The following is a 26,365-nucleotide window of genomic DNA, read 5'->3' on the forward strand; positions in this document are numbered from 1 at the left end:
GTATTAGTATTAGTATTAAATAATTTTGATATATAAGAGGCCCATAAAAAGATAGCCTCTAATGAGTATACATCAAAGCCAAATAACCTATTATTAATTTTTTAACTAAAGCCGATTATCCAATTAATCGGCTTTTTTTTCGCTTTTTATATTATTTATCTCTTCAAGATTTGGCCATGCATTAATAATGGCTTTAACTAATGTCGCAAGCGGTATGGCAAAAAATACTCCCCAAAATCCCCATAAGCCGCCAAATATGATGACAGCAACAATAATGACTAATGGATGAAGGTTGAGTTTTTCAGAAAACAGATAGGGAACCAATAAATTACCATCAAGAGCTTGAATTAGAATATAGAAGAAGATTAAATAACCGAATTGTGCCGTGAAGCCCCATTGAAAGAGTGCGATTAACACCACCGGAATACTAGAGATAATAATACCAATATAAGGGATCAGTACGGAGAGGCCAACTAAAACAGCTAATAATAAGCCATAATCTAAACCAAAATACCAAAATGGGATATAAACACAGATAGTTAATATAACAATGTGTAAAACATTGCCGACTATATAGTTGGAAATTTGCATATCCATTTCAGAGGCGACTTTATTTAATATGGTACGATTCTTCGGTAAAGCCTTAGAACAGTAAGCCCATATTTTCGCTTTATCTTTCAATAAGAAAAACATAATAATTGGTACTAATACTGCATTAATGGCCACTGAAACTAAACTAAATAAAGAACTAATTGAAAACTGTAATAATGAATTGCCTGTTTGCACAACTCTACTGGTTATACTCTGAATTATTGAATCGAATAGACCAACATCAATTAATTCAGGATAGTGTTCTGGTAAAGATGTAATAAATTTATTTGCAAAATTCAACATATTGGGAATATTAGTGATTAAGCTAACACTTTGTTGCCAAATTAAAGGTAATAAAATCATAATGGCGGTTAATCCGACAAACATAAATAGTAACAGTACAATCACGACGGCTAATGTATGAGGAACCTTTTTGCGTTGCAAATAATTAACCGGTCTATCGAGTAAATAAGATAAAACAATCGCAATTAAGATAGGCAGTAAAATTTTATTGAAGAAATAGATGATAAAAAATAACACAATGATAACAATGAGTAACGATACCACATGAGGATCGGTAAAGCGTTTTTTGTACCATTCAATAAACAATTTTAACATCTATTACTCCTTATTGTTTTATTAGTTTATTTGTTGTTAATTAAGCTTACTTTCTAAAACCACCCAATATTCCTCGAGTAATTTGCCTGCCTATTTGATTAACGACTTGCCTAGTGGCACTTTTAGCTACGCTTTGCACGACACCATCATGTTGCCCGCCTTTAGCGCCTTTCCAACCAAAAATTAGTGATCCTAGAAAATCCATTACACCACCATGTTGGTCATTATTTGATTGATTCTGCTCTGAATTTATCTCTGCAGAATATTGATTATTTTCGCTATTAATCGTGAAACCTTGTTTGAGTTTTTCATAAGCTGATTCACGATCTATAGTGTTTGAATATTTAGAATAAAAGCGGGATTGATGGATTATTGCTAATTGATCTTCTAAAGTCATGGTTCCCATTTTCGATTCTGGAGCAATTACCATCCCTCTTTGTACTACACTAGGACGCCCTTTTTCATCTAAAAATGAAATTAATGCTTCACCAACTCCAAGTTCCATTATCGCTTTTTCTGTATCAAAGTTTGGATTGGCTCGCATGGTTTGCGCTGCTACTTTAACCGCTTTTTGATCTTTAGGTGTAAAAGCTCGTAATGCATGTTGAACGCGATTACCTAGCTGGCCAAGAATAGTTTCCGGAATATCTGTTGGACTTTGTGTTGAAAAATAAATACCAACACCTTTAGAACGAATAAGACGAACAACTTGTTCGATTTTTTCTAATAAAGCTGGGGAAATATCATTAAACAATAAATGAGCTTCATCAAAAAAGAAAACCAGTTTCGGTTTATCAAGATCGCCAACTTCCGGTAAATGCTCAAACAATTCAGATAATAACCATAATAAAAATACTGAATATAGTTTAGGCGAATTATAAAGTTTATCTGCCGATAAAATATTAATAATGCCACGACCGTGTTCATTAACTTGTAGTAAATCATTAATATCTAACATAGGTTCGCCTAAGAAGAATTCGGCACCTTGTTGTTCAAGTGATAATAATCCTCGTTGTATTGCACCGATTGATGAGGCGCTAATATTGCCATATTGTGTAGTAAATTTTTTGGCATTATCACCAATAAACTGTATTAAGGTGCGTAAATCTTTAAAATCAAGCAATAACAGACCATTATCATCCGCTATTTTAAATACAAGTTGTAAAACGCCTGATTGAACATCATTCAGATTTAATAATCGAGCCAATAAAATAGGACCAATATCGGAAACCGTACTACGAACTGGGATCCCTTTTTCAGCAAATACATCCCATAACGCTAAAGGTGATGAATCAGGGCGCCAATCAGTTACATCTATATTTGCCAATCGTTTTTGTAATTTATCAGATAGTACCCCTTTTTCTCCTAAACCAGTCAAGTCACCTTTGACATCAGCCAGAAAAATCGGTACACCAATTTGCGAAAAATTTTCTGCTATCTTTTGTAGGGTTACAGTTTTACCGGTACCTGTCGCACCAGTTATTAAACCATGGCGATTTGCCAACGATGCAAGGATGTATAAATCATTACCTTCACTTTTCGCAATAACGATCTTTTCACTCATAAACATCTCCCATTCAAAAATTGCTATTAAAACAATCAAGAATATTGTAAGCTGAAATAGTAATAACTGCTATTGTTATTATTTTAACTCATCTTGTAAGGGGGCAGTATGTTTCCAGAATATCGTGATTTAATCTCTAAGTTAAAAAACACTGATTTACATTTTCAAAAACTATTTGAAGAACACAATCAACTTGACCAAAAAATTAAAAATATTGAAGCGGGTATTGCCGTTGATACATCTGAAACGATTGAAAGCTTGAAAAAACAAAAATTAAAATTAAAAGACCAAATTTATGAAGTTTTGAAAAAAGCAACAGCCTAATATTTCAAAACAATAATCTTGATTAATTCTACTTTAAGCTATAAAAAAACCCCAAATTATGGGGTTTATCTCAAGTTATTTTTTTCCACCAATCTACCGGTTATTGTTTATTCACTCGTTCTTGTGCTTTTTTCAATTTACGGTTTTTGATTAGTGTAATTAAATTTTTGTGTGGGGTTTTCATTTTTTACTCCTCTTGTTGTTATTGTTAAATGAATGCTCCTTAAAATATTTTAAAGATGCCGATTAAATGTATAAATATTAGTTTATTAATAATAATGTTTAATCGCTTTTTCAATGATGTCATTACTATAACATAATAGTTCAATATTTATACATTTTTTAGTTAATGATGTAAGCATAACTTACATCAAAGTTATTATTTTAGAACCATTGTCCAAAGCGTTTGATGTAAATCTTTTTCATTATTTGGGCAACAACACAGTAACTCAATAATGTTGCAACCAACCATGGGAAGTATGACCATGGTAATGGTTGCAGACCAATTAAGCTGCCAATTGGTGAAAATGGAATATAAATACCCACAGCCATAATTAGCATAGTCATAACAATCACTGGGAATGCTGCTGTACTTTGAATAAATGGAATTTTTTGTGTTCTTAGCATATGTACCACTAAGGTTTGGGATAACAATCCTTCGATAAACCAACCTGAATGGAACAAAGATTCAGCTGCTACACTATTAGCACCAAAGACAAACCACATTAATGCATAAGTTGTTATGTCAAAAATGGAAGATGTTGGGCCGATCCAGATCATAAAGCGTCCAATATTTGGCGCATCCCATTTACGTGGTTTTTGTAAAAACTCTTCATCCATCTTATCCCATGGTAATGATAATTGTGAAATATCATATAACAGGTTTTGGATAAGTAGATGAATCGCCAACATTGGTAAGAATGGTAAAAATGCACTTGCCACCAATACAGAGAAGATATTACCAAAATTAGAACTTGCCGTCATATTAAGGTATTTCATGATATTACCGAAGGTTTCACGACCACATATTACCCCCTCTTCTAATACCATTAAGCTTTTTTCCAGCAAAATAATATCGGCCGATTCTTTAGCAATATCAGTTGCGGTATCCACCGAAATACCAACATCGGCATCGCGTAACGCTGGAGCATCATTGATACCATCGCCTAAAAAACCAACTGTATGGCCGTTATCTTGTAATAATCGAATTATGCGAGATTTTTGTAACGGAGTTAACTTAGCAAAAATAGTACGTTGTTCAATTTCTACTTTTAGCTCTGCATCATCCATTGTTTCAATTTCAGTACCTAATAAAGGAATACCTGGCTCCAAGCCAACTTCACGACACACTTTAATAGTGATAATTTCGTTGTCACCAGTTAAAACTTTAACCGCAACTCCATGTTCGTTTAATGCTGAAATAGCCTCATAAGCACTCTCTTTTGGTGGATCTAAGAAGGTTAAGAAACCACGAATAGCCAATGCTTTCTCATCTTGGACATTGTATTGCGTTTTAGTTTGTGCCGCTGAAATCTCTTTGACGCCAACAGCTAATACTCTAAAACCGTCTTTATTATAGTTATGAGCCAGTTCAATTAATGCTTGTTTTCGTTTTTCATCTAGTGGTAAATATTCACCATTTTCATAAACGAAATCCGAAATAGATAACATTTCTTCAACTGCACCTTTACAGATCAGTAAGTGATTATCATCATTGCCTTGCACAACTACAGATAAACGACGACGAACAAAATCAAACGGTAATTCATCTATCTTACGATAAAGACCAACGCCGACTTTTTTAACACTGGTTTTTTCTTCAGCAAAACGGATGATTGCTTTATCCATCAAGTTTTTCATTCCGCTTTGATAGTAACTATTGAGCCATGCAAGTTGTAACACAGATGGATCAACTTGACCGTTAATGTCTAAGTGATGTTCTAAAATAATTTTATCTTGGGTTAAGGTACCGGTTTTATCAGTACATAAAATATCCATCGCACCAAAATTTTGTATTGCGTTTAACCGTTTAACCACCACTTTGCGTTTTGCCATTCCTACCGCACCTTTGGCTAGGTTGGCGCTAACAATCATCGGTAACATTTCAGGCGTTAAACCAACCGCCACAGCTAAGGCAAATAAAACAGCTTCGCCCCAATCACCTTTAGTAAAACCATTTATCAGTAATACAATCGGAACCATTACTAACATGAAGCGAATCAATAACCAGCTCACGCTATTTACACCACGATCAAAGGAAGTTTCAGCTCTGGAGCCCACAATGGATTTTGCTAACGAACCAAAATGGGTATCTGCACCGGTAGCAACAACAATCGCTTTTGCAGTGCCACTGACTACATTGGTACCCATAAAACAGATATTATTGACATCAAGAACATTATCTTTATTAATTTCAGATGGATTCACTTCTTCAGACGTTTTTTGTGATACCGCACCTAAGGTATCGTATTTTTCAACTGGAATTGATTCACCGGTTAATACTGCTTGGCTGACAAATAGATCTCTTGATTCGATTAAACGAATATCCGCTGGAATCATATCACCGGCAGATAAAAATACAATATCACCGGGGACAATATCACTTAGAGGCACTTCGATATGTTCAGCTGGCATATTTTTACTTGGCCGACGTAGAACTGTAGCAGTGGTTCGAATCATTGATTTGAGTGCCTCAGCAGCTCTATTTGAGCGAAACTCCTGCCAAAAACGAAGTAAGCCGCTTAATGTTACCATGGTTAAAATGATAATAATGCCTGTTAGATCAGTCTCTTCACCACTTTGTAGTGGTAACCAATAGTCAGTCACAAAACTAACTATAGCTAATGTCAACAAGACAAAAATAAATGGATTTTTGAATGCTAGTAACAACTGAACAAAAGCCGAAGGAACTTTTTCCCGAGCTACTTCATTTTTACCATATTGTTCCAATCTTGATTTTGCATTTTCTTGGGTTAACCCAGAAAGGCTTGATTGAAATTTAGATAAAATGTTATCTAGACTGTTTTGCGCTTCCTCAAGTGCTTTTATATTTAAAGTATTTTCTGTCTTTACTTTAGATGTGTTTTTAATCATAGTTGGTACCTATCTATATTTTTTAGACAAAAGAAACCTATTCCTTAGTTAAACATAACAAGGCATTAATAAGTTTTAATTGACCAAAATTTAAATGCAAAGCAATAAGTAGCCAATAAAGCTAATGCTTGGCACGAAATAAAATTATTGAAAAATAAATTTAATTAAGAATTAGATACAACTAGGTGGCTCTAAATGTTTATCAGTAAGATACAATACTCGTAAAAGTACTTTATGAGCACAATGATGTTTTGAGTTTGTGTGATAGCGTGTAGAAAATTGCATATCGTTCACCGTTACCGTTTTTATCAATTTCGGCTCGTGAACTGAAAAAATTACTATTTAGACAGGTTCATTAACCGATAATGATGTGTTTGAATTTATCTCCCCACATTTTGGGGTGACCCGATTGAGTGTCCATATTTCTCCTGTAAATTGAACTCATCACTTTGTATTTCAACTTTTCTTAACCATCATTTTTAACCACCTTATAGTTAAAAAAGTAAGAAAAGCTCAAAGGCGAGCACTTTATACGCTTTTAAGTTCAAGAAGTCAACCTAATATGTAAAATTAGATTTATGGCTGCCTAAAAACAGCACTAATAATGCGGTTATTAGAAAATGCTGTATAGAATTAATACCTGTTTTATACAATATCAGTTACAATTGCCCAATTGTCATCAATATTGGTTAATCTCAATGGATCTTACACAACTATTACAAGATAATTGGTTTAATTTATTTCTTATTTTTACACTCTCTTTTGTTGGCTTTATTTATAAAAAAAACACACCAAAAAATTACTTTGACAATATTATTAAATATGCAGATATTTTAGAAAAAACACCACAACCAAATTATCAAAAAGATTATTTAAATAACATTAAGAAGAAACTAATTTGGGAAAAAGTCTGCTTCTATAAATCAGGTAGTATTAATAAAGAGAGAATTGCTATCTCATTAGTTAATGCTGATAAACATAACATTATTGAACTATCTCAATTAAATCAATTCACTCAATATTTTGCTATCGAACAAAATCGACTTAAGTTACTAAAACCTTTTTTAATTAAAGAGATAATTTTAAGTGCCGCTGTTTGTCTGTTTACATTTATTATGTTAATAACCAATTTGCATACTATCTTTAAATCAGCTTGGATTATTAATGTGATTATTTCTCTTTTAACAATTTTTATTATGATTTTCATAGTTAATCAATTTGCTAAAGGACCATTAAAAAGATTAAATACTTATCGCTTAATTTTGAAAGATAGTGACTTTTTAAATAGAGCAAATCAAGAATTTACGAATATACTTGCTGAAAATCAGGAAATAAATGAGTCTATCATTTCACAAGAATTTGAAAATGAAGAAACAACAGACTAACTAAAATTGTTTGGATTTATCCATTAAAAGGATAATCAATAATTGCAATATTATCGATTATCCTTTTTTCATATTTGGGGATGCAGATTGAATTTTCAATCGTGAATGTTTTAGTTGTTCAACCAGACTCAGCAAAGATGAATTTAATTGATACATAAACTGCTGATAGCTAAACTCCTTTTTACTAATTTCTTCTAGTTGTAACTCCCAATGTGCAGTCATATCTGGCATTGAGACACTTTCGGGCAATGATAGAATTAAATTCTGACCAATTGGTGTTGAACGTATTGATTTACCTTGTCTGGTCAAAAATTGCCGTTTGAATAAAAGTTCAATTATTCCTGCTCGTGTCGCTTCAGTGCCCAATCCATCGGTTTCGCGTAAGATTTTTTTTATCTCAGGGTCTTTAACAAATCTTGCTATACCTGTCATTGCTGAAAGTAGAGTTGCATCGGTAAAAGGTCGTGGCGGTTGTGTTTCTTTACTGAGTAACTCTGTATCAATACATTGTACTAATTCGCCTTTTTTAACTAATTTGGTTAATAAGCCATTATTCTCGTTGCTATCTTTATCACTCTCGGCTTGATAGTTTTTACTTCTAAATAAAACTTTCCAACCTTCATCTAACATTTGATTGGCTTTAGAAGTAAACTTACCACCACCAATATCAACATCTATTTGTAATTCGGCATATTTATAAACAGGATAAAATTGTGCCAAATATTGTGTTGCTATCACTTGATATACTGCTTGCTCGTTAGAAGATAAATTATCCATTTTGGTTTTACGCAAAGTTGGAATAATGGCATGGTGTGCGTCAACTTTTTTATCATTCCACGCTTTAGAACGTAAAGTGAAATCGGCATCATTAATCGCAGTTTGCAGTTCTGAACAATTGTTTTCGATGGCAGCTTTTACACCATTAATTTGTTTTAAATGTTCTTCTGGTAAAAAACGACAATCGGAACGAGGATAAGTAATTAATTTATGTTTTTCATATAAAGATTGGCAGATATCAAGCACTTCTTGTGCACTTAAACCATTCCTTTTTGCCATTTCAATTTGTAGCGCTGATAAATTAAACGGCATTGGAGGCGCTAATTCTTTCTTTTTGTTACTAACTTTATCGATGATCCCTGACTGATTTTTTATTCGTTGGCAAACATTTTCAGCCAGCCGTTTAACCAATACACGACCTTCTTCATCCTGATAAGGTGCACAAGCTTCACTTGGTTGCCATTTGGCTTTAAATATTTCGTTATGTTTGGTTTGCAATATAGCAAATACTTCATAGAATGGTTTAGGAACAAATTGAGTTATCTCTAAATCACGCCTAACAACTAAACCTAAAATAGGTGTTTGTACTCGGCCAATTGACAAAACGCCTCGATAACCATTACGTTGACCGACCAGAGTACAAACTCGGCTCATATTCATGCCATACAGCCAATCAGCCCTCGCTCGAGCTAATGCCGAGGTGGACAAAGGAATAAAGTCTTGGTTACTACGTAACTGTTCAAGTGACTTTTCAACAGCACTGGCATTTAAATCACTAATCAAGCAACGTTGGATAGTTTTACGTTTTTCCGGTGTTAGCTGACAATAGTTTAGCACTTCATCCACCAATAACTGCCCTTCTCGATCTGGGTCACCAGCATGAACAATCTGATCTGCAGATTTAATCAAATCCACTAAAATATTGAATTGCTTTTCGGTACTATTTTTAGGCATCAATATCCATTTATCAGGCACTATAGGCAAATCATCAAGTGCCCATTTTTTATATCGTTCATCATATACCTCGGGCGTGGCTTGTTCAAGTAAATGGCCAATACACCAACTAACAACATCACCATTACCAGCTTTTATAAATCCATTCCCTTTTTGATGAGGTTTCGGCAAGACATCAGCAATAGCCCTAGCTAAGCTGGGTTTTTCGGCAATAAATAAGCGAAAAGATTGATTAGACTGCATAATAATTATTATTAATCATAAATTTTAAACGACGTACCCATTATCGGATTTATTTAAACTATAACTTAATTTGCTAGTAAGCTTAATAGCAGCCTGATTACTTGCATTGCAATAAAATGATATATGATTTAGTAACCAAGCTAAGATCAGCTTTGCTGAACTAATTAGCACTCGTTCCTTACCTCTCGCCTATTCTATAGATTCAACGTCTATTTTCATAATCTCATTATTAGCTAATGAAGATAATGTATCTACAACCATAATCTTACCTGTTAAAATGATAAATCTTACGCCAGCATTAACCAATTTTACCGTTAACCAATTTTGCATAGAAATGGAGATTGTTACACAACTTTTTAGTCCATTCAAGTCTAAGAATTTGCTGAAAATAATTTTCAGTAATTAATTTTAATAGATAATTTTTTGGCAATTTTGTAAGAATAAAGGTTAGTCTATTCATAGCAATTAACAGATTTATATGAAAGTTTTAGCCTATTATTTTTCATCACGATAGTTATAGGTGCTTTCAATTGAATTGTTTCACAATTTATAAATTGTGAACAATGTTAGTATCATCCTTAATATATTTTTGTGAAATATAACTAATCAGTTCAGATTTCGATTTAACAGCTAAAAGAAACAAACAAGCAAGCAACCAATATTGATTACTACTGAATTAGCTTGTAATTTGTTATCTATATAAGCATTGCTTAGATCTCTTTTCATATCAGCGGGTAAAAGTGTTTGTGGTACGCTTGCAAATAACAATTTTATTTTCTGTTTATTCCTAATCTCATGAGTATTTGCCATTTTTTATTTATTTTAAAAGTCAGTCCCTTTACCACCATTTTTTTAGCTTAAGCCATAGAACCGATACTATGCTAATCACAATTAATAGTACGATCAAACCAATGAAAGACCATTCTTTTTCATTGAAAGGAATACCAGCTAAATTAACCCCAAGTAAACTTGTTATAAATGTAATTGGTGTAAAAATAATGGTAAATAGTGACATTAAATAGATACGCTTATTGGTCGATTCAGCCAAAATACTATTTATTTGCTCCATAACTGAACCAATCCTAATTAGGCAGCTATCAATTTCAGATACATAATGATTTTGTTGATTGGAGATATCATGTAGCCGTTGACGATCATTATCATCAATCCAAGATATTCTTTCAGTCGAAATTTTTACAAAAATATCACGCTGTGGCGAAAGTAGACGACGGAGAATGAAAAGTTGTTTGCGCACTCTGCCGATTTCTTTATGGGAAAATATCCGCTGATTTAATAATAAATCTTCTAATTTTATTATTTTATTGTGGACACCATCAAAAGATAAATTCACTTGATCACATATTAATTCTGAAAGTTGTATCAGCCAATCGGCAACATCAACAGGGCCAATACCTTTTTCTAAATTTTCTTTTAATTTAATGATTGCATCTATTTTTTGATGTCTGGTTGAAATGATTAAATTATCGGTGATATAAAAACGAAAAGTAACAATAGGATCAGGGAGTTCATTCGGAGTAAAGTTTACCCCTTTCAAGACCACTAAAATACCTGAATCACAACGGATCTCCTTTGGAAATTGATTAGCTTTAATCAACTCATGTTTAACAAGTTCCGGTATTAAATTTGTTTGATTAATCCAATTAATAGTTTCAGTTTTAGCAAAATCCAGATGAATCCAATATGGTTGCTTAGTAGAAGCTTTAGTTTTATCGTTTAAAGGATTTGCTTTTCCTTTACCATCCAATTGGCAACTAAAAACAGGTTGTGCTGCAAGTAGATCTGAAACCAGAATAGAGTTATCACTATTTTCGTTAGTCATCATCAGCCCCATTTATTCAGTTTGCTTAATTATATACTGATTTTGCGCAAAAATGCAGCGAATGATTAGTAATCGATATTTTTTACTTTTAAGGATTTAAATAGATTTGCGGTATTGATGATTGGCTAGGATGAGCAAAAATACCTAAATCGACCCCATACCAACGTTGAATATTCTTTACCGTCAGAACTTGTGAAGGGGCACCTTGTTCAACAATTTTACCTTTATTAAGCAAAATTATTTTATCCGCATATAAGGCTGCTAGATTGAGGTCATGTAAAACACAACAAACGGCTAATTTCTGTTTAATCGCTAATTGCTTTAATAATCGTAATGTATGTTGTTGATGATAGAGATCGAGAGCTGATGTAGGCTCATCTAAAAACAATAATTTTTCACTAGGTTCCGGTTGCCATAATTGTGCTAAAACTCTTGCTAATTGTACCCTTTGTTGTTCTCCACCAGATAATCCTCGGTAATCACGTTCAGCAAATTGCAAACAATCCGTTTGTGACATAACTTCATCAATTGCTTCATTAAAATGGACTTTACCATAAGGCGCTCGCCCCATAGCAATAACTTCTTTTACCTTGAATGGAAAAGTAAGTTGGCTTTGTTGCAGCATCACAGTTCTTGTTTTAGCCAATTGTTTCTGAGGCCATTGTGACAAAGGACGGTCAAGTAAATAGCATTCACCTGAAGATGGTTTTTGATAACCTGTTAATAGGCGTAACAAGGTTGATTTACCAGCACCATTAGGGCCAATAATAATAACAATTTCACCAGATTTTATCGATAAAGAAACATCGTCAATTATCATACGGCTGCTATAAGCAAATGTCAGATTTTTAGCAATTAACACAATAAATTTCCACCAATTATTTATGTCTTAAAATAAGCCAAAGAAAATATGGACCACCAATAAGACTCGTTAAGAGACCAACAGGAATTTCTGTCGGGGCAACTAACGTTCTAGCTAAGGTATCTGCTAACAGAAGTAAACAGGCACCACCTAATGCAGATCCAGGAATTAACCATTTATGATTTGCTCCAATTTGCAAACGAATCATATGCGGAACAACTAGACCGACAAAAGCAATAATGCCACTTACCGCAACTGATGTACCAATTAACACAGCACAAAGCAGTAAAAGATAGCGTTTAGTGCGTTCAACATTAATGCCTAAATAATGGGCATCTTCATCACCTAATTGTAATATGTTAAGCTGATGAGCTAATTTAATTAAGCACAATAATGCTGGAAAAATTAACGATAGCGACACAATCACCAGATTCCATGAACCTTTACCTAAATGGCCCATTGACCATAAAGAAATTTGTCTTAGTTGAGATTCGTCGCTGATATAACTCAAGCCGCCCATTACAGCTCCAATGATGGCATTAATAGCAACACCGAGTAAAATCATTTTTGCTAGATTACATTGTTCATTAAGGCTATAAAGGTAAATAAGTGCACAAATAAATAAGCTACCAGCAAATGCTGCAACCATTTTGCCGTAAAGCATCATAATTGGCGGGAAAACAGCAGGAAATAAAATTGTTATACCGACCATTAAACTCGCCCCACTACTAATACCTAACAAGCCAGGATCAGCTAAAGGATTTCTGAATAAACCTTGCATAACAGCTCCTGCACTTGCTAATGCTATACCAACAATTATCGCTAAAATAATTCTTGGTAGACGAATATTGCACCAGATATTCCATAAAGGATCATCAAATGACATATTCATTAGTTGTGTAAATGATAATTTTAATGCTCCTGTGTTTGCTGAATAGATCATTAAAATTAATAGCAAAATAAATAATCCCAATAATAATATTGGTTGGCTAGATTTGCGCACCAATTAACCTCATATATTTAATACTAATAATTTACTGTTAGATTTGGGTCGACAACACTATAGGTACTATTATCAAATTGTTGATTAGCAATTTTATCAATGATTATTCTGGCTAATTCTTTTCGATATACAAAGCCATGAACTTCTTGAGCGCTATAGCACTGACCTTTACCAGTTATCTCGCCATCACGCAAGCCACCAGGTCTTAAAATCACATAATTTAATAAGCTTGTTTGTAACCAAACTTCAGCTAGTGATTTTTCTCGAACAGCATAACCAAATGCTTGTTTAGCACGTAGGGATAATGTTGGCCATGAGTCGCCACAACCAAGTGAAGTGACTAAAAGCATCTGTTTGATGCCAACTTGTTCAGCACAATCAATGATAATGCGTTGAGCAATATAATTCCCCGTTTCACCACCTAGCGTTGAAATAATAATAGCTTCAGGCCCTGCTTGCTGACAGATCTTTTTAACTAGTTCTTTATCGGTTGCATCACCAACATGAGTTTCAATACCTTGTTCCGCTAATTGTTTAGCAAATACAGCATCTCGAACTAATACAATACAACGCCACTGAGGATGGCATTGTTTTACTAATTGAGATACTTGATAGCCAGTACCCAGATGTGCGCTTACACCAAAAATAATTAATGTTTTCATTTGTATAATTCTTAAAATTAATTGATTTTTTCGGCTAATGCTCGGAATTTTTCAAGTTGATCTGCTTTTAATTGGTGTTTTTCATCACGACCGACAAAAATTTTAAACATTGATTGACCTAAATGATTAAGGAAAATTATCGATGCTGTCGACATTTTCATAAATTTTCGTTCGATAAACGCAATATGTAGACAATGTTCCGCTTTGATATGACCACTTAAGCCTTTTTGATGACGTAAATTAAAATATTTTTGACTATGCGTTCCAGGGGGCAGTTCTCCAGAAATCTCGGCAATAATATCCCCAGTATGAATTAAAAATAATACATCCCCCCAAGTTGTCACCTCCTCCCAGATCATATCAAAATTGCTACCATCAACAATTTTAACATCAGGTATTGCTTGGATTACTTGTGTAAGTGTCACTTTATAATCTTGCGCGATTTTTTCTAATAATTCTTCTGGATTTGATTGCATATAAGCTGCAAGATTATTTAAAACAGTTGGTTTATCTGACATAGTAATTTCCTTTAATTATTTGTTTTTTAGATGGATATTTTGCATATGAGGATGGCCTTTAGCAACACCATTACTTTTTTGCATGGTTTGTCTAGCTTGTGCCATTTGTTTTTGTAATTCGAGATGTTCAGGGTTATTAAGTTGCAATAACAGTTGCTGTAAGGCTTGTAAAAGATTACTCGACCAAAAACGTCCCGATAACGTGAGTTGTAAACAGTGATCTTCATTTTGTAATAACCCTACTTCATGCCACTGTTTAATCAGTGGATCGAACAATTCTGCTCGATCGGTTAATTGGGTCAAATCAATTCGGCCTTTCTCTATGCCAGCTTGTAATTTATGTAACCAATCGCCAAGTAATGGTTTATCAGTTAACATCATTAGTGGTTTTTTACCTTGGTCTAATAATGCATAATACTGATTTAAATCACGATGGATCATATAGGATTGACCATTTAATTTACCACCCGCACAAGAACCAAATCCAAAAAAATGTGAGCCTTGCTTTATGAGAAAATTATATAAATTCCTCTCACGACTGGTTTTAGCCCAATGAGCATTAGTTAAATGTGTCCAGCCTTGTTTAGCTAAATATTCAGCACCTTGATGGTAAAAACCACATTTATCTATAACCGATGGTAATTCAATTCTTCTATTTTCAACCCCTTTCGCTAAAGGAGTTGTTGGCAAAAGATTTAAAGAATAAAGATCAACGCCATCAAGCGGAAGTTGATCAGCAATTTCTAAGTCTCTTTGCCAAGTAGCCGTTGTTTGGTTAGGTAAGCCAAACATTAAATCACAAACTAATGCCACACTATCTCGTGCAGCAATGTTTTCGAAACGTTGAATAATCTCTTTTTCCGATGATTGACGTCCTAATTTTTGTCTAATTTCAGTATTGAATGTTTGTACACCTATCGAAAAACGATTAGCGCCTGACTCAATATAACTATCAATTTTTTCATCATCAAAATCAGAGATTCGACCTTCTACGGTAATCTCACAATCAGGCGCTAAAGGGGCATATTGTTTAAAATAACTGATTACTCGAGCTAATTGTCCAGCAGCCAATGCTGAAGGCGTTCCACCACCAAAATAGATAGCATGAATTGGTGCTGACTGCATTGCTTTACTATTGATTTCTAGAGATATTTCTTGTAGCAAATAGTCTATATAAGTTTTGGTATCAAACTTACGTAATGGATTTTGATAAAAACCACAAAACTGGCAATGAATGTCACAAAAAGGAATATGTAAATAAATTAACCTTTTTTTCCCAGCTAAATTTGAATTTTGTAGGTTATTCCATTGTTGCTCTAATTCTTGAGGCGGAACAGGTAAACTAGCTTGTAATGGCATCACAGCCCAACGATCTTTAAAAGGTAAAACTGAATTTAAAGCGTAATAGGCACTTACATCAAATGATTTCATAACTTCCATTCATAAAAATAATCTTGCTGAATTAAATAATAATTATTCTCACTTATCAATGTTTTTTTATTATTTATTTATTTGTTATGTAATATGAATTTACTATTTATTTGAATAATAAAATTATTTTAGCTTTAGTTCCTATTTTTTTAAAACTTCTTATAAATTATTATTAATACATATTGATAATGATTATCATTTTCAATATATTGATTGGTCTATTTGTAAACTTTTTAATGAGAAAATACAGAATGAAAAAGAAATTTATGGCAAATATTTTATTATTCATATTCATTTTTAGTGTACATAACTTTATTAATTTCAGTTATGCAAATGAGAGAATTGTGATCGCAGGTGGCGCACTGACTGAAATTGCGTTTGCGCTGGGTGTTGGTGATCAGGTTGTCGGAGTTGATAGCACTAGTCAATTTCCTAAAACAGTAAAACAACTCCCTCAAATTGGTTATTTAAAATTACTAAATATTGAGTCAATACTATCTCTTAATCCCTCGCTTGTTATTAGTTTCAATGATACTGAAACCGATAATATTCTTCAGCAATTAACGCAAGCAAAAGTTGATGTTCTAGCGTTGAAACGTGTACCAGCCACAATTGATTTACTTTATGAAAATATTAATAAGATTGCCTTAAAATTGGATAAACAAAAAAAAGGCCAAGAACTAATCAATAAAATCAAAAAGAATCTTTCTAACATCCAAACTCAAATAGCAACTCAACCACATAAAACAAAAGTGTTGTGCATCATGAATATGGGGGGAAGCATTTTGATTGCAGGAAAAAATACGACTACAGACGCATTAATCACTATTGCTGGCGGTGAAAATCTTGCTACCCATAACAGTGTTAAAACTTATACAACTGAATCATTAATTGCGATGAATCCAGAAGCTATTATTTTAACCACACATTCAATCAATGAGTTAGGTGGTTTAGATAAAATTAATACTATTCCTGGCATCTCAGAGACAGATGCTTTTAAAAACAATCGAATTATCATTATTGATGATAGCTATTTATTCGGCATTGGACCGAGAGTAGATGAAGCAGTAAAAATACTTTTTCAAGGTTTTTACCCTCAATAAATTTTTAGAATAACTATTTTTATAATTTTTATTAATATTTTTATCATTTGAAGCAATAAATGAGCGCTCTTATTATTTATTAGATTATCGATGAAAGGACTAGGATGTTGAATTTTAAATTTTTAAAAAATACCAGCTCATTAGCATTAGGTTTAACATTGGCATTACCTGCTATTGCTGCTGATAAACCTAATGATCAAAACGATATTGATACAATTACCGTTACCGCTCATGAAGCAACGAAAAAACCCGGAACAAATTCCGAAATCACCGAGCAAGATATTCGCCGTGATGGAGGGACTAACTTTGGTACCATTATGCGTTATCAACCGTTGATATCAGCCTCTGGTAGTATTTCTGGTTCAAGCAGTGGTAAAAGCAGTTGGGACCGTGGTGGATTTACTGGCTATAATATTCGCGGCTTAGATGCTAACCGTGTTTCCATCGATATTGATGGTATGCCATTACCTATCGCCCAAGGTCGAGTTAATGGTGTTGGTCGAGCCGGATTTGGTTCTTATGGTATTGGGCGAGATTATATTGATACATATATGTACAATAAAGTTGATATTCAATCAGGCGCAACTTCGGTAAGTAACGCTAACAATGCTTTAGGTGGCTCCGTATCATTTCAAACTAAAACTGCCAGTTATTATCTCTATCCGGGAAAAACCAGCTATTTCGGTTTCCAAAACAACTATGACAGTGCCGACCGAAGTTATCACCAAGGTTTAACCATGGCTGGTGGTGATGAGTATCTAAATGGTATTTTGGTATTAAGTCGACGCGATGGTCAGCAAACGCGTAATCATGGCGATTCAATCAGTAGCTATCCGGAAAATTGGCACTCTAATTCAATCTTAGCTGGTTTTGGTTGGCAAATGACGGATGAACATTTAATCAATACCACAATCGATTACAATAATAAAACCAAAAACTCTCATTATGATACTTGGGACAAATATGGCAAAAAAGTTGAATCATTCGATAAACAAAGAAGCAAGAACAATCGTTTTAATCTCGCAATTAAAGAGCAATGGAAACCAACAAATATCAGTTGGATTGATAGTTTAACCACACAATTGAATTATCAACAAACCCATGTTTATGACAGTACCGACCTTCGTCATAAAACTAGAGGTAATTTTAATACTCAAACGAACTACAATACTAAAGCTTATAACTTTATTACCACTTTAATCAAAAGTTACGATAACCAACGCATTAGTGCTGGTTTAAATGGTAAATGGAGTGAAGATAAATCACCATTTTTTACATCGGCTGAATCAGAAAATATCATTATTCTTCCCGATGGTCCATATAGTAAGCCACAAGCCGATAGCCGTAGTTATCAACTTGGCGGCTTCTTCGAAGATCGAATAAGCTTTAATATTAATGATAGTAATAATTTTTATTTAGTTCCTGGTGTTAGAGCTGTTTATCAAAATACTAAACCACGTAACCTTGAAAATATGTCAGTGACAAATATTAATAGTAATCGATTAGGTAAACAATACAATAGTAACAGCGATTTTAAGGTATTGCCTTCAATGGCATTTATGTATGACATTACCCCTGATTTCACTGCCTATTTACAATATAAGCGTGCAGCACAAATGCCAAATCAGAATCAACTTTATGGCTCTTATTTAGCCCATAGTAGTATAGCTTTATTAGTGGGTGATTCAAATCTTAAAACCGAAACCAGTGATAACTTTGAATTAGGTTTAAAAGGACAACCTGTATCAGGTGTGACACTTTCATCATCAGCTTTTTATAATAAATATAAAAACTTTATCGCTTATACTCGCTATAAAAAAGATTTTTTAGGCATTGGTAACCGTATTGTTTATCAAGCAGAGAACCGTGATAAAGCTTATATTTATGGTGCTGAGCTAAGCAGTGAATTTAATATTGGTAAATGGATTGAACCAGCTAATGGTTTAAGTGCCAGATTTGCTATTGGTTATAACCAAGGCAAATCAAAATCAAGTTATTTAGGGGATAAATATATTGAAATGGATTCTATTGCTCCATTAAAAAGCATTATCGGTTTAGCATGGGACGATCCAAATAAGTTTTATGGTGTAGCGATTACTGCCACTTTCCAAAAAGGCAAAAAAACCGAAGCAACATCTCGTGAAACTTATAACAATGAAGGTAAACCTATTGCTAATTCTAAAGATGACTACTTTAGAATTGCTGGTCATGGCATTGTGGATTTAACTGGTTATATCAATATCACCAAAAACGTGAAACTAAATGGTGGGATCTACAATCTTACTGATCAAAAATATTGGGATTACCAAAGTAATAATAAATTATATAGTACATCAGATCATAAATACCTAGATATGTTCACTGCACCAGGTCGTACTTTCCAATTAGGTTTAAATATTGATTTTTAATATAAAACACAAATAACACACGGCCAACTTTTGGCCGTGTTTCTGCGAATTACTTATTTTTTAAAATAAAATAACAGCTAAAATTAGTTACAAATTATCATCAAATGATTACTAAATTTGCATTAATAGCAATATAGTTAGTCATCTAGCTAATAATTAGCGGTGTTTGAAAAAATTTTTCTTAATTTCATAATTATAATTTATTGATTATAAATTTATTATTTATTTAAAAAAAAGCCTAATTTTATTTTTAAATTTGTCTTTTTTTTGTTCATCAACAACTGTTCTTTATATATTTTATATTGATAATAGTTCTCATTTTCACTATATTATATAGTCTAAATTTTAAGCCATGGTAGGTACATCAATCATGAAAAAGAAGTTTATGGAAAAATTTGCGCTTTTTTTGCTAATTTTCAGTATTAATAGCCTTGTTAATATCAGTTCAGCTAATGAAAGGATTGTTATTGCCGGCGGTGCTCTAACTGAAATTGTGTTTGCTCTTGGCGCTGGAGATCAAGTTGTCGGTGTAGATAAAACAAGTAGTTTTCCTGAAAAAGTTAAACAATTGCCACAAATCGGTTATTGGAAATTATTAAACATTGAAGGTATTTTATCGTTAAAACCATCACTGTTTATCACGTTAAATGATGTTGAACCTGAGAATATTATTGATCAAGTTAATCAGTCAAAAGTAGATGTTCTACCTTTGAAACGTGTACCAGGGACAATTGAATTACTTTACGAAAATATTAATAAAATTGCAGTTAAATTAGATAAACAAAAAGAAGGTCAAGTGCTCATCAATCAAATCAGGGCGAATCTTGCTGACCTAGAAACGAAAATTGCTACATACCCACAAAAAACTAAGGTTTTAGCTTTAATGAGCATGGGAGGGACTAACTCAGTAGCAGGGAAAAACACAACTATTGATGCATTAATTACAATTGCTGGTGGTGAAAATCTTGCTAATCATAATAGCTTTAAAAGTTATACTGCCGAATCATTAATTACGCTTAATCCGGAAGTTATCATATTGAATAAACATTCGATTGATCAACTAGGCGGACTAGATAAAGTTAATACTATTCCTGGTATTACTGAAACTGCAGCATTTAAAGATAATCGAATTATCATTATTGATGATAGCTATTTATTTGGTATTGGCCCACGGGTTGATGAAGCAGCCAAAATACTTTTCCAAGGTTTTTATCCGCAATAAGTTATTTTAAAAAATTTTATAAAATTTTTTTAATTGAAGTAATAGATATGCACTTTGTTATTTAGTACATAAGATTTGAAAGGACTAACATGTTAAAGTTTAAATATTTAAAAAATACCAGCTCATTAGCAATAGGTTTAACATTGGTGTTACCTGCTATTGCAGCGGATAAACCTAATGATCAAAACGATATTGATACAATTACCGTTACCGCTCATGAAGCAACAAAAAACCCCGGAACAAATACCGAAATTTCTGAGCGAGATATTCGCCGTGATGGAGGGACTAACTTTGGTACCATTATGCGTTATCAACCGTTGATATCAGCCTCTGGTAGTATTTCTGGTTCAGGCAGTGGTAAAAGCAGTTGGGACCGTGGTGGATTTACTGGCTATAATATTCGCGGCTTAGATGCTAACCGTGTTTCTATCGATATTGATGGTATGCCATTACCTATTGCCCAAGGTCGGGTTAATTCAGTAGGTCGAGCTGGATTTGGATCTTATGGTATCGGGCGAGATTATATCGATACTTATATGTACAATAAAGTTGATATCCAATCAGGCGCAACCTCGGTAAGTAACGCTAACAATGCTTTAGGAGGCTCCGTATCATTTCAAACTAAAACCGCCAGTTATTATCTTTATCCAGGAAAAACCAGTTATTTCGGTTTTCAAAACAACTATGATAGCGCCGACCGAAGTTATCATCAGGGTTTAACCATGGCTGGTGGTGATGAGTATCTCAATGGTATTTTGGTATTAAGTCGACGCGATGGGCAACAAACGCGTAATCATGGCGATTCAATCAGTAGCTATCCGGAAAATTGGCATTCTAATTCAATCTTAGCTGGTTTTGGTTGGCAAATGACCGATGAACATTTAATCAACACCACTGTTGATTACAATAATAAAACCAAAAACTCTCATTATGATACTTGGGATAGATATGGTAAAAAAGTTGAATCATTTGATAAACAAAGAAGCAAAAACAATCGTTTCAATCTTGCAATTAAAGATCAATGGAAACCGACAAATATCAGTTGGATTGATAGTTTAACCACCCAATTGAATTATCAACGAACTAATGTTTATGACAGTACCGACCTTCGTCATAAAACTAAAGGCAATTTTAATACCCAAACCAACTATAACACGAAATCTTATAACTTTATTACGACTCTAATCAAAAGCTATGATAATCAACGCATTAGTGCTGGTTTAAATGGTAAATGGAGCGAAGATGAATCGCCATTCTTCTCATCAGCTAAATCTCCAAATGCATCATTTTTTCCTGATGGAGATTATAGTAAACCTCAAGCCGATAGCCGTAGTTATCAACTCGGTGGCTTCTTCGAAGATCGGATAAACTTTAATGTTAATGACAGTAATAATTTTTATTTAGTTCCTGGTGTCAGAGCTGTTTACCAAAATACTAAACCGCGCAACCTTGAAAATATGTCATTATCAAAAATAAATAGTAGTCAATTGGGTAAACAATACAATAGCAATAGCGATTTTAAAGTATTACCATCCATGGCATTTATGTATGATATTACCCCTAATTTTACTGCTTATTTACAATATAAGCGAGCTGCACAAATGCCTAATCAGAACCAACTTTATGGCTCTTATTTAGCACATAGCACTATGTATGTACTAGTGGGTGATTCAAATCTTAAAACCGAAACTAGTGACAACTTTGAATTAGGTTTAAAAGGCCAACCTGTATCGGGTGTGACACTTTCATCATCAGCTTTTTATAATAAATATAAAAACTTTATCGCTTATACTCGCTATAATAAAAACTTCGTTGGCGTTGGTAACCGTATTGTTTATCAAGCAGAGAACCGTGATAAAGCCTATATTTATGGTGCTGAACTAAGCAGTGAATTCAATATCGGAAAATGGATTGAACCGGTTAATGGTTTAAGTGCCAGATTCGCAATTGGTTATAACCAAGGCAAATCAAAATCGAGTTATTTAGGGGATAAATATATTGAAATGGATTCTATTGCCCCAATGAAAAGCACTATCGGCTTAGCATGGGACGATCCGAATAAGTTTTATGGTGTAGCAATTACTGCAACTTTCCAAAAAGGCAAAAAAACCGAAGCAACATCTCGTGAAACTTATAACAATGAAGGTAAACCTATTGCTAATTCTAAAGATGACTACTTTAGAATTGCTGGTCATGGCATTGTGGATTTAACTGGTTATATCAATATCACCAAAAACGTGAAACTAAATGGTGGGATCTACAATCTTACTGATCAAAAATATTGGGATTACCTAAGTAATAATAAATTATATAGTACATCAGATCATAAATACCTAGATATGTTCACTGCACCAGGTCGTACTTTCCAACTAGGTTTAGACATTGATTTCTAAAATCAAATAATCGCAAAAATCAAACAACCCGCTTTTGCGGGTTATTTGATTATCATAACTAATATAATTATTGAATTAACTTTATTTTTTGAATAATAAGAGTATATAGCAAAATCAGTTTAATCTTTTAGCTATACTTTAATTTCAAGCAAAAATAAACTATTTAATCATGTAATTAAATCAAATAATTACATGATTATTGTAATCTTTGTTATATTATGCTCTTTTTTATCCAACTGAAAATCTAGGTAAAAAAATTAAGAAGAGAAACATAAAAAGATAACAACATATAGGAACAATTATAAAAAATATCCCGGTAATTCTTAAAAATTTATGAGATGAGAATAAAAGCAATATACCAACAACTAAAACAGCAAAATAAACCCACCAATAAATAATCAAAGTAAGTAAAAACACTCCCCATCCATTTAGCGCCATATCTAATTCCTTATAAATTTTTTTGTATCTTTGTGTTATAAATTCTATCATTCATAGAAAAATATAAAAGCCTTTTCAATATAGATATTATGAATAAATCATTATATAAGACAAATCGAAAATTATATTTGTCTTACTAATATCCAAACAGCATCATTAATATCAAAGCAGAGGCCTTGCCAAAAGGAATTAAATAACAACAAACGTTAGAGATGATAAAAAGTGTCTTAAAATACACAACACTTAAACTAATTTTCAAATGTTGTCACAATTTGCATTATAGAATTAAAGCAAGGGTAATCAGCAGTTAGGTACAAAATATTTAGAGCTTTTAATTTAAGATATAAAACAGCGCGAATGTTAAAAAATCACTTTTATAATTTTATCATCGAATTTACTAATGAATAACTAAAACGTGGAGAATTGATAAACAGTAATGAAATAAATGAAATATTGAAAAAGCATAAAATTTTGCTTACCTCTAATGGCAAGAATGGATGTCAAATAGAACTTGATGCTGACCTGAGTTATAGCAAAATAGTAGGTGCCGACCTAAGATGTGCTAGCTTAAATGATAGCAACCTAACACATGCTAAACTAAGTTATACCAACCTAAAAGGTGCTCAACTGAATTTTTGCGATCTAGAAAGCGTAAACCTTACTTTTAGCAATCTGAAAAATGCTGATCTAAGATATGCCAACCTGAGTCACGCAGATCTGAGGCGTGCAGTCTTGCAATCCACAAACCTAAGATATGCAGACTTGAGAGGTGTCAATCTGAGAGATGTAGATCTTAGTGGCCAAACCTTAATCGTACTATATTACCTGAATCAACATTCATTATATTAGGTGAAAAATATATTATTTCAATATATGGTGATTATGTCAGAGCTAGTAGTTGTAGTAATATACATTATCAGAATCATTTAGCAAGTGAATGGCGTCAATTTAGCAAACAAGACATTCTTGATATGGACGGTGAGGACTCGCTTAAATTTTACCCTCACCTATTAGATATTATTGATTTTTATTGTGGTAAAGGTGAGCGACCAGAATGGTTAAATACAAAATAATGACTAATTAATAAGTTATAGAGAGTCTAAAGCAAAAGAATTAGTATATTGAATGCAGAACAAAAGAAAAAACTGGTTTACTATTACAAGCATGCACCCATGCGGAAATAACATGGTTCAATGGTGTGAAAGCAACAAAATATAACCCATTTAATCGAATAATGATAATCACCGCTATAAATTTATTTAAATAAAGATAGTTATTGTATGGTTCACTCCTACTCACGTCATTAAAAAAATACGAATTAGAAAATAACACTAACTGGTCATGTAGACTGTAATATACCCGTAACAAACCTACTTAAAGAGAAATTAACTAAGAGCGACAGAATGTACCTCCTTTCTTGTGTTTTTTAATAACATTTAGTGGTTTATTAATGTTGTTTGGCTGGATATTAGGTGTGGTGTAAAGGATTTATGCCGTTACAAAAAGTTGTATAGAATTCGCATGAAAATGCATATCGCTAATATGATATTTGATTATAAAGTCAATCAACACGAACTTACTGATTTTTCTAAAAAGTTTGTTGATTAATTTTTAAATTCAATATTTAATTAAACATAACCGCTCACATAGCGGTTTTTTATTGGTGAATACTATGCAATTTCTGATGGGATAGCTATTGCACTACTTATTATGATTCTATTAATTCTTATACAACTATATAAAAAATGAGGTAAAACATGAAAGGAAAACACACTACTGAGATTTCTATATCAAAAATTGTGTCTATTGCAATCGCTATCGTCATTGGATTGTATATCGCAATAACTGGCTGGTATACAGTAGACGCAGGTGAGCGAGCAGTACAATTAAGAAATGGCGCCATAATTCGCACAAGTGATGCTGGATTATATTTTAAATTACCGTTTATTGATTCTGTCAAATACATCAGCACTCGAACTCAAAATCGCTCATTCAATGAATTATCAACATACAGCAAAGATCAGCAACCAGCAAAAATCCGGGCATCTGTTACATACAGAGTTCCAGCAGGAGAAGCAGAAAATGTTTATCTTAATTTTAGGGATATTGAAGGTTTAGCTTCAAATACAATTGAGCGACAAGTACCGAACCAGATTGAAAACGTATTTGGTCATTATAGTGCTATTGAAGCAGTGCAAAAACGTGCACAATTAACAAAAGACGTTAATGATGCAATTAAGCAATCATTAGAAAATTACCCAATTATTGTTGAATCAGTGCAAATTGAAGATATTGATTTTTCTAGAGCTTATGAGCAATCAGTTGAGGATAGAATGAAAGCGGAAGTTGAAGTTCAAACTCAAAAGCAAAATTTAGAGAAAGAAAAAATCACAGCAGAAATCGCTGTGACAAAAGCACAGGCAATCGCTGATAGTACGTTAGCACAAGCAAAAGCTGAAGCGGAAGCTGTAATTCTAAGGGGGGAGGCAGAAGCAAGGGCAATCACGGCTAAAACAAAAGCATTACAAGCTAATTCTGCGCTAGTTGAATTAACAAAAGCGGAAAAATGGGATGGTAGATTGCCAGCCACCGTACTGCCAAATTCAACACTGCCATTTATTGATGCAAAATAACAAACTTATTTACAAAAATGAAGCCGCTCAATTGAAGTGCCCTCCAATAGTTGGACAACCAATTACTGGGGGTCTTTTTATGTCAAAATATAGTCGAGAATTAAAAATTATCATAGCTAATGAATTCTTATCAGGAGAATCATCGGAAATTCTTTCAAAAAAATATGCGATATCTTCTCGTCAGATTCGGTATTGGTCCCAAGTGGTTGCAATTCATCATGATAACGCCTTTCAACCAACACCTCATTTACGTCATGCCGAAGCAAGATTACAAGCACTAAAATTAATGTGGACAAATAATTG

The 26,365-nt window shown here is 33.2% G+C and carries 19 protein-coding genes and 1 pseudogene; 9 read left to right on the forward strand and 11 right to left on the reverse strand.

The window, feature by feature from the left end:
* Nucleotides 1-123: 123 nt before the first annotated feature.
* Entirely contained in the window at nucleotides 124-1,209 is a 1,086-nt protein-coding gene (locus B6D18_RS08345; RefSeq protein WP_086364041.1) for an AI-2E family transporter, read from the reverse strand.
* Between the two features lie 46 nt (nucleotides 1,210-1,255).
* Complete coding sequence (locus B6D18_RS08350; RefSeq protein ID WP_086364042.1) at nucleotides 1,256-2,773, reverse strand: helicase HerA-like C-terminal domain-containing protein; 1,518 nt, start codon at nucleotides 2,771-2,773, stop codon at nucleotides 1,256-1,258.
* Nucleotides 2,774-2,881: 108 nt separating this feature from the next.
* Between B6D18_RS08350 and B6D18_RS08355 the strand changes: the two genes are divergently transcribed.
* The gene (locus B6D18_RS08355) at nucleotides 2,882-3,097 is read left to right on the forward strand and encodes a YdcH family protein (protein ID WP_034903410.1); all 216 of its coding nucleotides are present in this window, start codon (nucleotides 2,882-2,884) and stop codon (nucleotides 3,095-3,097) included.
* Nucleotides 3,098-3,481: 384 nt separating this feature from the next.
* Here the strand turns inward: B6D18_RS08355 and mgtA are convergent, their stop codons facing one another.
* A complete protein-coding gene (mgtA, locus tag B6D18_RS08360; RefSeq protein WP_086364043.1) occupies nucleotides 3,482-6,190 on the reverse strand; it encodes a magnesium-translocating P-type ATPase in 2,709 nt (902 codons plus the stop codon).
* Nucleotides 6,191-6,888: 698 nt separating this feature from the next.
* On the opposite strand from mgtA, the gene B6D18_RS08365 reads away from it, so the two are divergent.
* Entirely contained in the window at nucleotides 6,889-7,575 is a 687-nt protein-coding gene (locus B6D18_RS08365; RefSeq protein WP_086364044.1) for a hypothetical protein, read from the forward strand.
* A 57-nt stretch (nucleotides 7,576-7,632) separates the two neighbouring features.
* On the opposite strand, the gene B6D18_RS08370 is transcribed toward B6D18_RS08365, so the two are convergent.
* From B6D18_RS08370 to hutW, 8 genes are all read right to left on the reverse strand, one after another.
* Nucleotides 7,633-9,549, reverse strand: a complete 1,917-nt coding sequence (locus tag B6D18_RS08370; RefSeq protein ID WP_086364045.1) for a DNA topoisomerase III — start codon at nucleotides 9,547-9,549, stop codon at nucleotides 7,633-7,635.
* A gap of 189 nt (nucleotides 9,550-9,738) precedes the next feature.
* Nucleotides 9,739-9,879: a hypothetical protein gene (locus B6D18_RS12610; RefSeq protein WP_158092552.1), complete on the reverse strand. Its 141-nt coding sequence runs from the start codon at nucleotides 9,877-9,879 to the stop codon at nucleotides 9,739-9,741.
* Nucleotides 9,880-10,387: 508 nt separating this feature from the next.
* Nucleotides 10,388-11,389 (reverse strand): zinc transporter ZntB, encoded by a 1,002-nt coding sequence (zntB, locus tag B6D18_RS08380; protein ID WP_216818910.1) that lies wholly within the window; start codon nucleotides 11,387-11,389, stop codon nucleotides 10,388-10,390.
* Between the two features lie 88 nt (nucleotides 11,390-11,477).
* Nucleotides 11,478-12,254, reverse strand: a complete 777-nt coding sequence (locus tag B6D18_RS08385; protein ID WP_371328889.1) for a heme ABC transporter ATP-binding protein — start codon at nucleotides 12,252-12,254, stop codon at nucleotides 11,478-11,480.
* A 13-nt stretch (nucleotides 12,255-12,267) separates the two neighbouring features.
* Nucleotides 12,268-13,254 (reverse strand): iron ABC transporter permease, encoded by a 987-nt coding sequence (locus B6D18_RS08390; protein ID WP_254048630.1) that lies wholly within the window; start codon nucleotides 13,252-13,254, stop codon nucleotides 12,268-12,270.
* Nucleotides 13,255-13,277: 23 nt separating this feature from the next.
* Entirely contained in the window at nucleotides 13,278-13,916 is a 639-nt protein-coding gene (locus B6D18_RS08395) for an NAD(P)H-binding protein (RefSeq protein WP_086364048.1), read from the reverse strand.
* Between the two features lie 17 nt (nucleotides 13,917-13,933).
* Entirely contained in the window at nucleotides 13,934-14,434 is a 501-nt protein-coding gene (hutX, locus tag B6D18_RS08400) for a heme utilization cystosolic carrier protein HutX (RefSeq protein WP_086364049.1), read from the reverse strand.
* Nucleotides 14,435-14,449: 15 nt separating this feature from the next.
* Nucleotides 14,450-15,865 carry a heme anaerobic degradation radical SAM methyltransferase ChuW/HutW gene (hutW, locus tag B6D18_RS08405; protein WP_086364050.1) on the reverse strand — a complete coding sequence of 472 codons (1,416 nt, stop codon included), beginning with the start codon at nucleotides 15,863-15,865 and terminating at the stop codon, nucleotides 14,450-14,452.
* 251 nt (nucleotides 15,866-16,116) lie between these two features.
* Here hutW and B6D18_RS08410 point away from each other — a divergent pair, with 251 nt between their 5' ends.
* The 7 genes and pseudogenes from B6D18_RS08410 to B6D18_RS08445 all read left to right on the forward strand — a co-directional run.
* Complete coding sequence (locus B6D18_RS08410) at nucleotides 16,117-16,968, forward strand: hemin ABC transporter substrate-binding protein (protein WP_158092554.1); 852 nt, start codon at nucleotides 16,117-16,119, stop codon at nucleotides 16,966-16,968.
* Nucleotides 16,969-17,072: 104 nt separating this feature from the next.
* Nucleotides 17,073-19,376, forward strand: a complete 2,304-nt coding sequence (locus B6D18_RS08415) for a TonB-dependent receptor domain-containing protein (protein WP_086364052.1) — start codon at nucleotides 17,073-17,075, stop codon at nucleotides 19,374-19,376.
* A gap of 370 nt (nucleotides 19,377-19,746) precedes the next feature.
* On the forward strand, nucleotides 19,747-20,598 hold the full coding sequence (locus B6D18_RS08420; protein ID WP_158092555.1) for a hemin ABC transporter substrate-binding protein: 852 nt from the start codon (nucleotides 19,747-19,749) through the stop codon (nucleotides 20,596-20,598).
* Between the two features lie 89 nt (nucleotides 20,599-20,687).
* Nucleotides 20,688-22,991: a TonB-dependent receptor domain-containing protein gene (locus B6D18_RS08425; protein WP_086364054.1), complete on the forward strand. Its 2,304-nt coding sequence runs from the start codon at nucleotides 20,688-20,690 to the stop codon at nucleotides 22,989-22,991.
* 909 nt (nucleotides 22,992-23,900) lie between these two features.
* Nucleotides 23,901-24,278, forward strand: coding sequence for a pentapeptide repeat-containing protein (locus B6D18_RS13015; protein WP_371328890.1), 378 nt, complete (start codon nucleotides 23,901-23,903; stop codon nucleotides 24,276-24,278).
* Nucleotides 24,279-25,186: 908 nt separating this feature from the next.
* Entirely contained in the window at nucleotides 25,187-26,062 is an 876-nt protein-coding gene (locus B6D18_RS08440; protein ID WP_086364056.1) for an SPFH domain-containing protein, read from the forward strand.
* A 79-nt stretch (nucleotides 26,063-26,141) separates the two neighbouring features.
* Nucleotides 26,142-26,365 (forward strand): annotated as a pseudogene (locus tag B6D18_RS08445) (helix-turn-helix domain-containing protein); the annotation flags it as partial.

Source organism: Gilliamella sp. A7 (assembly GCF_002142015.1).
GTDB classification, from domain to species: domain Bacteria; phylum Pseudomonadota; class Gammaproteobacteria; order Enterobacterales; family Orbaceae; genus Gilliamella; species Gilliamella apis_A.